This is a genomic window from Streptomyces sp. R41 (assembly GCF_041053055.1).
In the GTDB taxonomy this organism is placed as follows: Bacteria; Actinomycetota; Actinomycetes; order Streptomycetales; family Streptomycetaceae; genus Streptomyces.
Genome location: NZ_CP163443.1, coordinates 5,324,858 through 5,339,613, shown reverse-complemented (window position 1 = coordinate 5,339,613; position 14,756 = coordinate 5,324,858). Strand labels below are relative to the sequence as shown.

15 protein-coding genes are annotated in these 14,756 nt (G+C 68.0%); 9 read left to right on the top strand and 6 right to left on the bottom strand.

Going from position 1 to position 14,756, the window contains the following annotated elements:
- Positions 1-116 precede the first annotated feature (116 nt).
- Positions 117-2,162, bottom strand: coding sequence for a chromosomal replication initiator protein DnaA (gene dnaA, locus AB5J53_RS24450; RefSeq protein WP_369247790.1), 2,046 nt, complete (start codon positions 2,160-2,162; stop codon positions 117-119).
- 398 nt (positions 2,163-2,560) lie between these two features.
- On the opposite strand from dnaA, the gene rpmH reads away from it, so the two are divergent.
- The 9 genes from rpmH to AB5J53_RS24405 all read left to right on the top strand — a co-directional run bounded on the left by rpmH (position 2,561) and on the right by AB5J53_RS24405 (position 9,657).
- Positions 2,561-2,698, top strand: a complete 138-nt coding sequence (gene rpmH / locus AB5J53_RS24445; RefSeq protein ID WP_003949374.1) for a 50S ribosomal protein L34 — start codon at positions 2,561-2,563, stop codon at positions 2,696-2,698.
- A gap of 19 nt (positions 2,699-2,717) precedes the next feature.
- Complete coding sequence (gene rnpA, locus AB5J53_RS24440; RefSeq protein WP_075031495.1) at positions 2,718-3,089, top strand: ribonuclease P protein component; 372 nt, start codon at positions 2,718-2,720, stop codon at positions 3,087-3,089.
- Entirely contained in the window at positions 3,086-3,451 is a 366-nt protein-coding gene (gene yidD, locus AB5J53_RS24435; protein ID WP_369247789.1) for a membrane protein insertion efficiency factor YidD, read from the top strand. The genes rnpA and yidD overlap by 4 nt, the downstream gene beginning before the upstream one ends.
- 3 nt (positions 3,452-3,454) lie before the next feature.
- Entirely contained in the window at positions 3,455-4,741 is a 1,287-nt protein-coding gene (gene yidC, locus AB5J53_RS24430; protein WP_369247788.1) for a membrane protein insertase YidC, read from the top strand.
- A gap of 15 nt (positions 4,742-4,756) precedes the next feature.
- Entirely contained in the window at positions 4,757-5,266 is a 510-nt protein-coding gene (locus tag AB5J53_RS24425) for a protein jag (protein ID WP_369247787.1), read from the top strand.
- Positions 5,267-5,461: 195 nt separating this feature from the next.
- Positions 5,462-6,178, top strand: a complete 717-nt coding sequence (gene rsmG, locus AB5J53_RS24420; protein WP_369247786.1) for a 16S rRNA (guanine(527)-N(7))-methyltransferase RsmG — start codon at positions 5,462-5,464, stop codon at positions 6,176-6,178.
- Between the two features lie 365 nt (positions 6,179-6,543).
- Positions 6,544-7,617 carry a ParA family protein gene (locus tag AB5J53_RS24415; protein WP_369252438.1) on the top strand — a complete coding sequence of 358 codons (1,074 nt, stop codon included), beginning with the start codon at positions 6,544-6,546 and terminating at the stop codon, positions 7,615-7,617.
- Positions 7,614-8,711, top strand: a complete 1,098-nt coding sequence (locus AB5J53_RS24410; RefSeq protein WP_369247785.1) for a ParB/RepB/Spo0J family partition protein — start codon at positions 7,614-7,616, stop codon at positions 8,709-8,711. The genes AB5J53_RS24415 and AB5J53_RS24410 overlap by 4 nt, the downstream gene beginning before the upstream one ends.
- 328 nt (positions 8,712-9,039) lie before the next feature.
- Positions 9,040-9,657 carry a GNAT family N-acetyltransferase gene (locus AB5J53_RS24405; protein WP_369247784.1) on the top strand — a complete coding sequence of 206 codons (618 nt, stop codon included), beginning with the start codon at positions 9,040-9,042 and terminating at the stop codon, positions 9,655-9,657.
- Positions 9,658-9,755: 98 nt separating this feature from the next.
- Here AB5J53_RS24405 and trxA read toward each other — a convergent pair whose 3' ends face one another.
- The 5 genes from trxA to AB5J53_RS24380 form a co-directional block, all read right to left on the bottom strand.
- Positions 9,756-10,088, bottom strand: a complete 333-nt coding sequence (gene trxA / locus AB5J53_RS24400) for a thioredoxin (protein ID WP_003991504.1) — start codon at positions 10,086-10,088, stop codon at positions 9,756-9,758.
- 43 nt (positions 10,089-10,131) lie between these two features.
- The gene (gene trxB / locus AB5J53_RS24395) at positions 10,132-11,097 is read right to left on the bottom strand and encodes a thioredoxin-disulfide reductase (protein WP_369247783.1); all 966 of its coding nucleotides are present in this window, start codon (positions 11,095-11,097) and stop codon (positions 10,132-10,134) included.
- Between the two features lie 179 nt (positions 11,098-11,276).
- On the bottom strand, positions 11,277-12,224 hold the full coding sequence (locus AB5J53_RS24390) for an anti-sigma factor (RefSeq protein ID WP_369247782.1): 948 nt from the start codon (positions 12,222-12,224) through the stop codon (positions 11,277-11,279).
- Positions 12,221-12,937, bottom strand: a complete 717-nt coding sequence (sigM, locus tag AB5J53_RS24385) for an RNA polymerase sigma factor SigM (RefSeq protein WP_369247781.1) — start codon at positions 12,935-12,937, stop codon at positions 12,221-12,223. The genes AB5J53_RS24390 and sigM overlap by 4 nt, the downstream gene beginning before the upstream one ends.
- A gap of 29 nt (positions 12,938-12,966) precedes the next feature.
- Positions 12,967-14,688, bottom strand: coding sequence for a serine/threonine protein kinase (locus AB5J53_RS24380; RefSeq protein WP_369247780.1), 1,722 nt, complete (start codon positions 14,686-14,688; stop codon positions 12,967-12,969).
- Positions 14,689-14,756: the final 68 nt, after the last annotated feature.

The following is a 14,756-nucleotide window of genomic DNA, read 5'->3' as shown; positions in this document are numbered from 1 at the left end:
CGGCTTCGGTGCACACGAGCACGGCGACGGGCGCCCTCGACGCGCGTGCGGGAACGGCGAAAGGCGCCCTCGGGAACGTGTCCCGGGGCGCCCTCAGCGGCGTACCGCCGTGCCCGTCAGCCGTTCTTGATGCGGTTCGTGAGCTCGGTGACCTGGTTGTAGATGGAGCGGCGCTCGGCCATCAGTGCGCGGATCTTGCGGTCGGCGTGCATGACGGTCGTGTGGTCGCGGCCGCCGAACTGCGCGCCGATCTTCGGCAGCGACAGGTCGGTGAGCTCGCGGCACAGATACATGGCGATCTGCCGCGCCGTCACCAGGACGCGGCTGCGCGAGGATCCGCACAGGTCGTCCACCGTCAGGCCGAAGTAGTCGGCGGTGGCCGCCATGATCGCGGTCGCGGTGATCTCGGGGGCCGAGTCCTCGCCCCCGGGGATCAGGTCCTTGAGGACGATCTCCGTCAGACCGAGGTCCACCGGCTGCCGGTTGAGCGACGCGAACGCCGTCACCCGGATCAGCGCGCCCTCCAGCTCGCGGATGTTCCGCGAGATCCGGGACGCGATGAACTCCAGCACCTCCGGCGGGGCGTTGAGCTGCTCCTGCACCGCCTTCTTGCGAAGGATCGCGATACGGGTCTCCAGCTCGGGCGGCTGGACGTCCGTGATCAGACCCCACTCGAAACGGTTCCGCAGCCGGTCCTCCAGGGTCACCAGCTGCTTGGGCGGCCGGTCGGAGGACAGCACGATCTGCTTGTTCGCGTTGTGGAGCGTATTGAACGTGTGGAAGAACTCCTCCTGCGTCGACTCCTTGTCCGCCAGGAACTGGATGTCGTCGACCAGCAGGATGTCCATCTCCCGGTACCGCTTGCGGAAGCTGTCGCCCTTGCCGTCCCGGATGGAGTTGATGAACTCGTTGGTGAACTCCTCCGAGCTCACATAGCGCACGCGTGTGCCCGGGTAGAGGCTGCGGGCGTAGTGCCCGATCGCGTGCAGCAGGTGCGTCTTGCCGAGACCCGACTCCCCATAGATGAAGAGGGGGTTGTACGCCTTCGCCGGCGCCTCGGCGACAGCGACCGCGGCGGCGTGTGCGAAGCGGTTGGAGGCGCCGATGACGAAGGTGTCGAAGAGGTACTTCGGGTTGAGGCGCGCGGTGGGCTCGCCCGGACCGGTCGCCGGCGCGGGCTGCGCGGCCAGCGGGCCGGGGGCACCACTGGAGGAAGGCAGTGTGGGGCCGCCGCGGTGCACCTGGCCGCTGCCCGACGGTGGTTCCTGAAGATCGCGGCGGTCCGGGCGCTGGTCGTAGTCGGAGCGCGGCTGGTCGTAGTCCGGGCGCTGCTGCTCGTACGGCGGGCGCTCCATGGACTGCGGCCGGTAGTCCTGCGACGGCGAGGCGTACGGGTCGCGCTCCGGGAAGCCGAGGCGCTGCTGTTGCCAGCCGTAGTCGTCCTGGGAGTGCCGCGGCCAGGCGCCCGGCTGCGGACGTTGGTAGTCCGGGTACGCGGGACGGGCGGTCGGGAGCTGGTCCGGGCGGCCCGAGGAGTGCTGGTCCGGGCGGCCGGACGGCAGCTGGTCGCCGGGGGCGCCCGGGAGCTGGTCGGAGCGGCCGTTCCTGTGGTCGTCGGCGCGGTGGCGGCCGTAACCCTCGTAGCCGTCGCGGCGCTGGGTGTCGTACGGGCTGCGCTCGTCGCGTCCTTGGGGCTCGTAGGCGTTGCGTTCGCCGCGTCCCTCGGACTCGTAGGCGCTGCGCTCGTCGCGTCCCTGGCCGTCGTAGCCGTTGCGCTCGTCGCGTCCCTGGCTGTCGTAAGCGTCGCGGCCCTGGCCGGCCCCGGAGGGGAGCTCGGGCTCCTCGTATCGGGACTGGGCGGGGGGCGCCGGGGCCGTGGGCTCTCCGGCGGAGTCGTCGACAGTGATCGCGATCCGGATCGGGCGACCGCACTCACGGCTCAGGGTTTCGCTGACGATCGGCGCGAGGCGACCTTCGAGTACGCCCTTCGCGAACTCGTTCGGGACAGCGAGGAGCGCGGTGTCCGCGACCAACGCCAACGGCTGGCAGCGCTTGATCCAGTGCTCGTCCTTCGCCTCGACACCTTGACCCCGGCCCTCCCCGAGGAGTTGTTCGAGTACTCGTGGCCACACTGCGGCAAGATCGGCAGGTACGTCAGCCACAGGGCACGCTCTCTCATGGGTCCCACGAACGTGTGGTTCTGGGAACTGGTTGGGAAGTCAGTCGGGTGGGGCGGGGGGAACAAAACCGCTGGGGCGGTGGGAAGGGAACGAATCGGAGTTCAGCCACGGTAGTCAGGGCGACCGGTGCGGTTCAAGTTGTTGTCCCCAGCCTGTGGATAGTGTCTCTTGCCCGGGGTTGGTTTGACCGGATGGCGTAGCCGCGCGTACCGTAACCAGGTCGAGTTGTCGATGGCTGCTGCCGCCTGCCTCCGATGGGCACAGATCGCGAAGAGTGATCGGGAAGCGGTGCACTCGGGCGTAATACGAGCTACCTCGTGGGCGCACGGTGACAGCCAGGACGGCACCCCGCCACTACCGATTCTTTCTGGAGCCCCCGAGTGAGCAAGCGCACCTTCCAGCCGAACAACCGTCGTCGCGCCAAGACCCACGGCTTCCGGCTGCGCATGCGCACCCGTGCCGGCCGCGCGATTCTCGCGTCCCGCCGTGGCAAGGGTCGCGCCCGCCTTTCCGCCTGATCGCACAGGTCAGGATGTCGTGCTGCCTACCGAGCATCGGCTGAGGCGGCGCGAAGACTTCGCGACCGCGGTACGCCGAGGACGTCGGGCCGGACGCCCGCTTCTCGTCGTCCATCTACGTAGCGGTGCAACGGACCCGCACGCGCCTGGGGAGAGCGCTCCCCCGACGCGTGCGGGTTTCGTCGTGAGCAAGGCCGTGGGTGGAGCGGTCGTACGCAACAAGGTGAAGCGCAGACTTCGCCATCTGATGCGTGACCGAGTGGCCCAGTTGCCCCCCGGTAGCCTGGTAGTCGTACGAGCGCTGCCCGGTGCGGGCGACGCCGACCATGAACAGCTGGCCCGAGACCTGGACGCCGCCCTTCAGCGGCTGCTGGGAGGGGGCGCGCGATGAAGTACCCGCTGCTGGCTCTTATCAAGCTGTACCAGTGGACGATCAGCCCGTTGCTCGGGCCGGTCTGCAAGTACTACCCGTCGTGCTCCCACTACGGCTACACGGCCATCGACCGGCACGGTGCGATCAAGGGAACGGCACTGACCGCCTGGCGCATCCTCCGGTGCAATCCGTGGTCGCTGGGCGGCGTGGACCATGTTCCGCCGCGCAAGCGTCCGCGGTGGCACGAAACGCTGCGTAACGCCTGGCGTGCACGCAAGGGCGGGAACTCCGCCGCCGAACCGGCCATCGAGGGGCACGGTATGTCCGACCATCCCTCGAGCCCGGCCGCCGAGACCCCGTCCCATGCTCAAGGAGCCTGATTAGTGGACACGATTGCCAGTCTTTTCAGCTTCATCACGACACCCGTTTCCTGGGTCATCGTCCAGTTCCACGCCGTGTACGGGAAGATCTTCGGTCCCGATACGGGCTGGGCCTGGGGCCTGTCCATCGTGTCCCTGGTGATCCTGATCCGTATCTGCCTGATCCCGCTCTTCGTGAAGCAGATCAAGGCCACTCGGGCCATGCAGACGCTGCAGCCCGAGATGAAGAAGATCCAGGAGCGCTATAAGAACGACAAGCAGCGCCAGTCCGAAGAGATGATGAAGATGTACAAGGAGGCGGGTACCAACCCGCTCTCCTCGTGCCTTCCCATCCTGGCGCAGTCCCCGTTCTTCTTCGCCCTGTACCACGTGCTCAACGGCATCGCGACCGGCAAGACGATCGGCGTCATCGACGATCCGCTGCTCGCCAGCGCCCGTAAGGCGCACATCTTCGGCGCCCCGCTCGCGGCGAAGTTCACCGACAGCGCCGACAAGGTCGCCCAGCTCGGCGCCACGCTCACCGACGTCCGTGTCGTCACCGCGATCATGATCGTCCTGATGTCGGCGTCGCAGTTCTACACGCAGCGCCAGCTGATGACGAAGAACGTCGACACCACGGTGAAGACGCCCTTCATGCAGCAGCAGAAGATGCTGATGTACGTCTTCCCGGTCATGTTCGCCGTCTTCGGCATCAACTTCCCGGTCGGTGTCCTCGTCTACTGGCTGACCACCAACGTGTGGACCATGGGCCAGCAGATGTACGTCATCCACAACAACCCGACCCCGGGTTCCAAGGCCCAGGCCGCGTACCTGGAGCGTCTGACCAAGCACGTCACGCACCACGGCAAGACCCGCAAGCGCGGTGAGAAGGCCATCGTCAAGGCCATCGTCGCCAAGGGCCGCGACCGCAACGAGTTCGAGCGCAAGTTCATCAACAGCCTGACGAAGGCGGGCCTGGCGGCCCAGGCCGACGGCGCTGTGATGAAGAGCGAGGGCACGGCCGTTGTGGAGACGGAGGACGGCACCCCGACGACTGCCACCGCCGGCGGCGCACCCAAGCGCCAGCAGCCGAAGCGGCAGTCCAAGTCGCAGCGCCAGGCCGGCGCGGCCAAGGCGGCGGGCGAGTCCGAGCCGAAGACCTCGCTGACCAAGTCCGACGAGCCGGAGGACGCCAAGCCCGCCCCCAAGCAGGCGGGCGGCGGAAACAAGCCCGGCACCGGTACCCGCAGCAAAGCCCAGTCCGGACAGCGCAAGGGCCCGCAGCGGCCCAAGTCCCCGTCCAAGAAGTAAGAAGGAGTCCATCCCGTGACGGAAGGCACCACCTCCGCCGCCGCTGAGGGCGACACCCTGACCCGCCTTGAGCAGGAAGGCGAGATCGCGGCGGACTACCTCGAGGGTCTGCTGGACATCGCCGATCTCGACGGCGACATCGACATGGACGTCGAGGCCGACCGCGCCGCTGTCTCGATCGTCAGCGACACGAGCAGCCGCGATCTGCAGAAGCTGGTCGGCCGGGACGGCGAGGTACTGGAGGCCCTCCAGGAGCTCACGCGCCTGGCCGTGCACCGGGAGACCGGCGACCGCAGCCGCCTGATGCTCGACATCGCGGGCTACCGCGCCAAGAAGCGCGAGGAGCTCTCCGAGCTGGGCGCCAAGGCCGCGGCCGAGGTCAAGAGCTCCGGCGAGCCTGTGAAGATGAAGCCGATGACGCCCTTCGAGCGCAAGGTGGTGCACGACGCGGTCAAGGCCGCCGGACTGCGCAGCGAGTCCGAGGGCGAGGAGCCGGAGCGCTTCGTCGTCGTGCTTCCCGCCTGATCGGTACGTACGTTCCTCCGGCCCCGTCTGTTGCGCAGGCGGGGCCGAACTTTGTCAGCCTGGTAGTCCCTGACAGCTGGTAGTCCCCGGCAGCTGTAGAAGTCCCCGACAGCTTTGGTCCCGGGCAGCTGTGGTCCCTGATAGTCCTGGAACTCAGCGCTCAGTGCGCTCATGCGGTACGGAAGGACGGTCCCCGTGACGGAGGCAGCGGAGCTTCCCCCTGCGCCCGAGCAGGCGCGCGAGGTATTCGGCGATCGCTTCGCGGACGCGGTCCGGTACGCGGAGCTGCTTGCCGAGGCGGGAGTGCAGCGAGGGCTGATCGGCCCCCGCGAAGTGCCCCGGCTGTGGGAGCGGCACATCCTGAACTGCGCGGTGCTCTCCGAGGTCGTGCCAGAGGGCGTCACCGTGTGCGACGTCGGCTCCGGCGCCGGGTTGCCGGGCATCCCGCTGGCCCTCCTCCGCGAGGACCTCAAGATCACGCTGCTCGAACCGCTCCTGCGCAGGACCAACTTCCTGACCGAGGTCGTCGAGCTGCTCGGCCTCGACCATGTCACTGTCGTGCGCGGCCGCGCCGAGGAGGTCATGGGGAAGCTGCAACCGGTCCACGTGGTGACGGCCAGGGCGGTCGCTCCGCTGGACCGGCTGGCGACGTGGGGAATCCCACTGCTTCGTCCGTACGGCGAAATGCTCGCGCTCAAGGGTGACACCGCCGAGGAGGAGCTGAAGGCCGCCGCCACGGCTCTGAGCAAGCTCGGCGCCGTGGAGACGTCCATCCTGCACGTCGGTGAGGGCGTCGTGGACCCGCTGTCCACTGTGGTGCGGGTCGAGGTCGGGGAGAGCCCCGGCGGGGTGCGCTTCGCGGCGAAGCGGGCCAAGGCGGCCCGGACAGGGCGGACACGGCGCCGCCGCTGACCCGCAAGGTTTCCGGTGGTCGGTGAACTCTCGGCTCCGCCATGTGTGGAGCCGAGAGTTTTTCTGTACGGGGCCACGAGTTCTTCGTCACTCCCGCTGATCCGTCCTGACGACGAGCCGTACTCCACACAAGCTGCCAAACCTACGCATCTCGGAGTGTCGCGCCGTGATGGCCGTGGCGGCTATGCATCGTGTTTCACGTGAAACGTCGCTCACTGTTGCACGGCATCATCAGTCGCGGCCGCGCCGCGGCCGAACCCCGCGACCGGAGGCCTCTCGGTTCGCTCGGAGAGGGTGCGGAGTTGTCCACAGAGGTGGATTTCTCCACAGAAGAACGGGCCTCGCTGGTTCACGACCCCGAAGACATGGGAGGCTCTGTTCATTGCGAGCCTGAAGTCGAGGAGAGTGAATCCTTGCGGTCCGACGCCAACATCGCGGGACCGATGACCGATCCGGTCCCCGGTCCCCGTACCGAGTCGATGGGGGAGGATGTTTCACGTGAAACACCGCCCCCAATGGACGACACTCCCATTGGTCGTGCTGCCCAACTGGCTGTGGAGGCGCTAGGTCGCGCCGGTGAGGGCCTGCCACGGCCCGAGCAGACCCGCGTCATGGTGGTCGCCAACCAGAAGGGTGGGGTGGGTAAGACCACGACCACGGTCAACCTTGCTGCCTCGCTGGCCCTGCACGGCGGTCGTGTCCTGGTGATCGACCTCGACCCTCAGGGCAACGCCTCCACCGCGCTGGGCATCGACCATCACGCCGAAGTCCCATCCATCTACGACGTGTTGATCGACAGCAAGCCGCTCTCCGAAGTCGTTCAGCCGGTGCCTGATGTCGAGGGTCTCTTCTGCGCCCCCGCCACGATCGATCTCGCCGGTGCGGAGATCGAGCTGGTGTCCCTGGTGGCACGGGAGAGCCGACTGGAGCGAGCGATCCAGGCGTACGAGCAGCCGCTGGACTACATCCTCATCGACTGCCCGCCGTCGCTCGGCCTCCTGACGGTCAATGCGCTGGTTGCCGGTGCGGAGGTCCTCATCCCCATCCAGTGCGAGTACTACGCCCTGGAGGGCCTGGGTCAGCTCCTGCGCAACGTCGACCTGGTCCGGGGGCACCTCAACCCCAACCTCCATGTCTCGACGATCCTGCTCACCATGTACGACGGCCGGACGCGCCTCGCGTCGCAGGTCGCGGACGAGGTGCGCAACCACTTCGGCGACGAGGTGCTGCGGACGAGCATTCCTCGCTCGGTCCGTATCTCCGAGGCCCCGAGCTACGGGCAGACGGTATTGACCTACGATCCAGGGTCGAGCGGTGCTCTCTCGTATCTTGAGGCCGCGCGAGAAATCGCCCTCCGCGGAGTCGGTGTGGCGTACGACGCGCAACACGCCCACCTGGGCGCACAGAATGATCAGAGCATGGTGGAGGGGATCCAGTGAGTGAGCGACGACGAGGGCTGGGGCGGGGGCTCGGCGCACTGATCCCCGCGGCTCCGACCGGAGAGAAGGCGGCTTCCTCTGCGGCGGGTGGAGCCTCCACCTCGCCGACGGCCGTACCTGTGCTCACCGCGGAGCGCGGGGTGGCGGCGGCGAAGGTGGCCACACTGCCGCCTGTTTCACATGAAACAGAGGAGCCTTCGGCGAACGGAGCCCTGGAGGCTCCCTCTGCGCCTGTCGGCGCTCACTTCGCCGAGTTGCCGCTCGACTTCATCACCCCCAACCCGCGCCAGCCCCGTGAGGTGTTCGACGAGGACGCTCTTGCTGAGCTCGTCACCTCCATCAAGGAGGTCGGGCTGCTCCAGCCGGTCGTCGTTCGGCAGGTGGGCCCGGCGCGTTACGAGCTCATCATGGGCGAGCGGCGCTTCCGGGCGTGCCGTGAAGCGGGGCTGGAGGCCATTCCGGCGATCGTCCGGGCCACGGAGGACGAGAAGCTCCTCCTGGACGCACTGCTGGAGAACCTGCACCGCGCCCAGCTGAACCCGCTGGAAGAGGCGGCCGCCTACGACCAGCTGCTCAAGGACTTCAACTGCACGCACGACCAGCTGGCGGACCGTATCGGCCGCTCGCGCCCGCAGGTCTCCAACACCCTGCGTCTGCTGAAGCTCTCGCCGGCGGTCCAGCGCCGTGTCGCGGCCGGAGTCCTTTCCGCGGGGCATGCGCGAGCTCTGCTCTCCGTCGATGACTCGGAGGAGCAGGATCGGCTCGCTCATCGCATCGTGGCTGAGGGGCTTTCGGTGCGGGCCGTCGAGGAGATCGTCACTCTCATGGGATCGCGGCCTCAGACCGCTCCGCGTTCCAAGGGGCCGCGGGCCGGCGCGCGGCTCTCCCCGGCGCTGAGCGATCTGGCGACGCGACTCTCGGACCGCTTCGAGACGCGAGTGAAGGTCGACCTGGGGCAGAAGAAGGGCAAGATCACCGTCGAGTTCGCCTCGATGGACGACCTTGAGCGCATCCTGGGCACCCTGGCCCCGGGCGAGGGTCCAGTCCTTCAGAAGAGCCTCCTGGACGGTGACTCGGAGGACACGGAAGACTGACCCGCCCAACGGCGGGGACGGTCTTCAGCAGGCCGACCTGCAGAGCGGGCCGTGTCCGGTGTGTACCGGAACACGGCCCGCTCTTTGCTTTCTGACGGTATCGATCGAATCGCATCGTGGATACGATGCGTTCGGGTATGGCGCATCCACCTGGCGGCACCTTCATTGGGGAGGCGGGGGCCATGCAAACCGTGAGCCGTACCGGATTGGTGACCGCGGGCCTGGGCCTGGGAGCGGTCGGCGGCTTCGTTGGCAGCCTGCTCAGGGAGCGGAGCGCTCTGACAGCCGCCCGCGACGCTGCGGGCGAAGGAAGCGAGGAACATCCTTCATGGGGCGCCGGCTCGTACCGCTCACGCTGGACAACCTTCAGGACCTTCCCAAGCGCTGTCGCGCGTGTGTCTTCTGGGAGCTGGATCCAGTCAGCGGCGAGGCCGCGGTAAAGGCGGGCACGCCCGCACTGGAAAAGGAAGCCTGGATCTCCGCGGTCCTGCTGGACTGGGGATCCTGCGGCCGTGTCGTCTACGTGGACGACGTGCCGGTGGGCTTCGTGCTGTATGCGCCTCCTGCCTATGTCCCCCGCTCTACGGCATTCCCCACGAGCCCGGTGTCGCCGGACGCGGTTCAGCTGATGACCGCCTTCATCATGCCGGGCTATCAGGGGCAGGGACTCGGCCGGGTGATGGTCCAGACGGTCGCCAAGGATCTCCTGCGCCGCGGCTTCAAAGCGATCGAGGCCTTCGGGGACGCGCGATGGAAGGAACCGGCCTGTGTGCTGCCCGCCGACCATCTGCTGGCCGTCGGCTTCAAGACCGTCCGCCCGCACCCGACCTATCCGCGGCTGAGGCTGGAACTGCGCACGACGCTCTCCTGGAAGGAAGACGTCGAGCTGGCGCTGGACCGGCTCCTGGGAGCGGTACAGAAGGAACCGGCGCTCCGTCCTCTCTAGTCGGCGCTCTGCTCCTGCAAAGCAAATGGGCCAACCCAGAAGGGTTGGCCCATTCGTGTTTCACGTGAAACACACGCCGCGCATGCGGCCGTCACCGACTACTCGGCGATGAAGTCCTCGAGGTCGCGGACGATCGCGGCCTTCGGCTTCGCACCGACGATGGTCTTGGCGACCTCGCCACCCTGGTAGACGTTCAGGGTCGGGATCGACATGACGCCATACTTGGCGGCCGTGCCCGGGTTCTCGTCGATGTTGAGCTTGACGACCTCGATCTTGTCGCCGTACTCGGCGGCGATCGCCTCGAGGGACGGAGCGATCTGGCGGCACGGACCGCACCAGGCGGCCCAGAAGTCCACCAGGACGGGCTTGTCGCTCTTGAGGACGTCCTGCTCGAAGGAGTCGTCGGTCACATTCTTCAGGGTGCCGGCCACGGCGGGCTCCTTAACTTGTTTCTGCGGTGGGGCGGATGGGGGATCAGACGGTGGCGGTCGCGGCAGCGGTCTCGCTGTCCGCCAGAGCGGCGAGGTAGCGCTCGGCGTCGAGGGCGGAGGAGCAACCGGTGCCGGCCGCGGTGATCGCCTGGCGGTACGTGTGGTCGACCACGTCGCCGGCGCCGAAGACACCGGTCAGGTTCGTCCGGGTCGAAGGTGCCTCGACCTTCAGGTAGCCCTCGTCGTCCAGGTCGAGCTGGCCCTTGAAGAGCTCGGTGCGCGGGTCGTGACCGATCGCGATGAACAGACCGGTCACCGGCAGCTCGGAGGTCTCGCCGGTCTTCAGGTTGCGCAGCGTCAGGCCCTCGAGCTTGGGGTTGCCCTTGATCTCGGCGACTTCGCTGTCCCAGACGAACTTGATCTTCGGGTCGGCGAACGCGCGCTCCTGCATCGCCTTCGAGGCTCGCAGGCTGTCCCGGCGGTGGACGATCGTCACGGACTTGCCGAAGCGCGAGAGGAAGGTGGCCTCCTCCATCGCGGTGTCACCGCCGCCGATCACGGCGATGTCCTGGTCCTTGAAGAAGAAGCCGTCACAGGTCGCGCACCAGGAGACGCCGCGACCGGAGAGGGCGTCCTCGTTCGGCAGGCCGAGCTTGCGGTGCTGCGAACCCGTCGTGACGATGACGGCCTTGGCGCGGTGCACGGTGCCCGCGGTGTCCGTGACGGTCTTGATCTCGCCCGTCAGGTCGACCGCGACGACGTCGTCCGGAACCAGCTCGGCACCGAAGCGCTCGGCCTGGGCGCGCATGTTGTCCATGAGCTCGGGGCCCATGACGCCGTCCTGGAAGCCGGGGAAATTCTCCACCTCGGTGGTGTTCATCAGGGCACCGCCTGCGGTGACGGCGCCCTCGAACACCAGCGGCTTCAGCGACGCGCGCGCGGTGTAGAGCGCCGCCGTGTAGCCGGCGGGCCCGGAGCCGATGATGATCACGTTACGGACGTCGCTCACGGCTTGATTCCTCGTCTCTGGAGACTGCTGCGTACCGGTGGGAGGCTCTCAGTACTCTCACCCCACCCAACGGATCCTAAGGGGCTTCAATTCCCGGTGTGTCCGGGCACACGGAGACGCGCTACCGCACAGAGATGCCATGCGATATCCGGGGAGCAGACCGTTGGGTACAGACGTCCTCAGGGCTTGGCGTACGACTGGGTCAGCAGCAGCTTGCCGGGGGATGCCGAGTCCTGTTTCCCGCAGGCGGCGTCGACGATGTAGGCCATGACCTTAGTGCTGTCGGAGGCGTTGGGCTGGACGACGAGATAGACGGTCGTCCCCTTGTAGGTGCCCTTCTCGGCAGCGAGGACCACTCCACTGTTGCCTGTCCCCTGCTGGACGCAGTCAGGGATGGGAACGGTGGGTGTGATCAAGGTGCTGACCCCGCCGGAGTCGGTCTCTGCGCCATTGGATTCGAGGCCCCAGGGCTTCGCGCTGCCGGAACGGCTGTCCGTGCTCTTGTTCTTCGCGAGGAGATCCGCGACGTGATGCTTCAGCTGTCCCTCGGAGAAGGTGACCGTCGAGCCTGATTCCTGCCGCGTCGTCGTCTCGGGGCTCTTGCTGTCGCCGCCCATCGACTGTACGAGGATCGCGCCCAGCCCCAGTGCGGCCGCGGTGAAGACCGTGCCGAGAACCGCCGCCCTGCGGCGCCCACGGCGTACCTGGTGGGCACGGCCGGGGCCGGTGGCCGCACGAGGATGTCCCGAGGGGCGGTCGGCGGACGAAGCGGAGCCCGGGTCGGCCGCTGCGACGGAGAGATCGGCGGTGGATGTTTCACGTGAAACACTCGCCCGGTCGTCCTCGGCGCCGGATGCGTGATCGGGCGACGTGGCACTCAACAAGGCTTCGGCGGCAAGAGCGGCATCGATGCGTCCGGTCACGTCGTCTGGCATGCGTGTCGGGCCCGGCAGGGTGCCGAGCAGACCCCGGATCTCCTCCAATGAGTCGTACACGTCGGCGCAGAGCACACAGCCTTCGAGGTGCTGTCGCACGTCCGCGGTACGGGTAGGCGGGAGGAGCCCTTCGGTGAGGTCGGAGAGCTCCGCGACGTCCGGGTGCCCGGCCGTATCCGTCGTGGATGTCACGCTCGCCCACCTCCGCCCTTCACAGCAGCTGAATCGCTTGGCCCTGCATCGTGTGGTCCTGCTGCCGGTGGGACGGATGTCCCCTGCGTCCGGTTCCTTCCGCCGCTCGACTTCTTGCTGTCCTCGCCGCTCCCGTTCTCCGTACGGAGATGGGTGAGCAGCGGGAGCAGTCTGGCTCTGCCACGCGCGCAGCGGCTTTTCACGGTGCCGGTCGGCACATCGAGGATGCGGGCCGCTTCCGCCACGGGGTAGCCCTGCATGTCCACCAGTACGAGGGCGGCGCGCTGGTCGGCCGGGAGCGTGCCCAGCGCCTGGAGGAGTTCGCGGTGCAGATCGTTGCGCTCGGCCGGAGCGGAGGCGGACTCGTGGGGTTCGAGGAGCTGTTCCAGGCGTTCGGTGTCATCGACCGGCGAGGTCTTCCTGGAGGCGGCCTTGCGGGCGCGGTCCAGGCAGGCGTTCACCGTGATGCGGTGCAGCCAGGTCGTGACGGCCGCCTGGCCGCGGAAGGTGTGGGCGGCCCGGTAGGCCGAGACCAACGCGTCCTGGACGGCGTCAGCGGCCTCCTCGCGGTCTCCCAGCGTTCGCAGCGCCACCGCCCACAGCCGGTCGCGGTGACGCCGTACGAGCTCACCGAAGGCGTCGGGATCACCCTCTACGTGGCGGGCGAGGAGATCCTGATCGCTTGCTTCGCCGTATCCGGCTTCATCGGCCATCGGACCCCCTCCCCTTCGCCGCTGATCCGTCAGCCGGTGAACTTCACGTCCGTGATGGCCTGCTTGTAGCCGTCGCCGCTGTACTGGTCACCGGCCGCACGTGGCATCGCGGTGACCCACAGCAGCACGTACTGGCTCTTCACCTTTTTGCTGATCGTGATTTTCGCGGTGGTGCCGGTCGTCGTCACGGTCCCGATCTTCGTCATCGACTCCAGCGGCGTCGAGGAGCTCGCCGAGTCCGTCGCGTAGAGGGTGATCGTCGTGTGGTCACCGGGGTACAGGAGCCCTATGGAGGCGGCCGAGACCGTCTGCTGCGAACCGAGGTCGTAGACGATACCGACACCGGGTTTGAAGGACGGCTTCATCTCCGGACCGTCTATGAAGCTCTTGGTCCGCCAATACGTCGAGCCGTTGCCGTCGTACGTGTTGCCCACGTCCTCAGGCGCCTGGGCGTCCCCCTTCGCGACGTACTCCTGGGCACTCTCGATCTTGATCAGCTTGACCGGTTTGGTCTTGCCGCCGTTCTTGTCGTTGCCGTCGTTCGTCTGGGTCTGGTTGGTGTTGTCGTCCGGCTTGCCGCGGTCCATCAGCGCGTCCGCGAGCTGCCAGCTACCAAGGCCCAGCGCGGCGATGAGGAGAGCCGACACGGCCCACTTGAGGGCCTTGCCGGTGCGGCTCTGCAGCGGGGGCGGCGGGGTCGGTACGGGCTGAGCGGCCCCCGGACGCGGGGCCTGACGGCCGTACGTGCCCTGCTGGTACGTCGTGCGCTGGTACTCGGGCGGTGCGGTGAACGCCGGCTCCGGCGGGCGGATGCGGGGCATCTCGCTGATCGCCTTCACCAGTTCCTCAGGCGTGGTGCACGGGGATTCATGGCGGGAGGCGGTGGCGCCGTCGTTGGCGAGCGCGCGCATGGCGAGCTCCGACAGGCCCCTGTGGACACCGGCCCGTACCTGGTCGGGGGCGATGAGACCGACGGCCTTGGGCAGCCCGGAGAGGCCGTACGCGTCGTTCTCGTACGGCCAGCGCTGGGTGAGCGCGGCGTACAGGAGCGCGCCGATCGCCTCCGTGTCGGTGCGCTGGGGGGTGTCGGAGCTGATGCCGCGCAGCGCGGCGTTCACGGCGAGTCCTCGGATGCGCCACTGGCCGGACGAGGTGCGCAGCACGGCGCCCGGGGTCAGCCGCAGATGTGCGAGGCCCTCGCGGTGCGCCGCGGCCATGGCCTGGGAGACCTGGCTGACCATCTGGTAGGCGTCGTGCACTTCGAGCGGGCCAGGAGCCAGGAGCGTCGTCAGCTCCGTGGCGTCCGGAAGCCACTCGTGCACGACATAGACGAGGTCGTTCTCCTCGACCGCGTCCAGGACCTGGACGAAACGCGGATCGCCCAGCAGGGCGGAAGAACGGGCCGCCGCCAGTACCGAGCGGGCCCGCGGATGGTCGGCGGGCAGCAGGTGCACGCCGACGGCGCGGCGGAGTTTCTCGTCCACCGCACGCCAACTGCTGAAACCGTCCAGACGGGTGACGCACTCCTCAAGGCGGTAGCGTCTGGCGAGCTTGTGACCGCTGTGCAGCTCGGGCGGTGAGGCCTTTCCGGGACGCTCCGTCCCGCCGCTCCCCTGTGCCTCTTCGCTCTCCGTGTCCCGCTCCCGGTTCTGGGCCACCCCGTCGGCCGTGGACTGGTCCGCCTTGGCGGTCAGCGGCTCGTCACCGCTGTTGTCTGCCACGTCGACGGCAGCCGTGCTCCGTTCCGCCACCGTCGTTCCTGCCTCCCCATCCGTTGCGCGCTGTTCGACGCAGAAACCAATTGTGCCCACAGTCCGGC

Excerpts from the sequence above, each read along its gene's own strand:
- yidD (WP_369247789.1), top strand. The coding sequence starts at position 3,086 with ATGAAGTACCCGCTGCTGGCTCTTATCAAGCTGTACCAGTGGACGATC.
- AB5J53_RS24415 (WP_369252438.1), top strand. The coding sequence starts at position 6,544 with ATGGGAGGCTCTGTTCATTGCGAGCCTGAAGTCGAGGAGAGTGAATCC.
- AB5J53_RS24405 (WP_369247784.1), top strand. The coding sequence starts at position 9,040 with ATGGGGCGCCGGCTCGTACCGCTCACGCTGGACAACCTTCAGGACCTT.
- sigM (WP_369247781.1), bottom strand. The coding sequence starts at position 12,937 with ATGGCCGATGAAGCCGGATACGGCGAAGCAAGCGATCAGGATCTCCTC.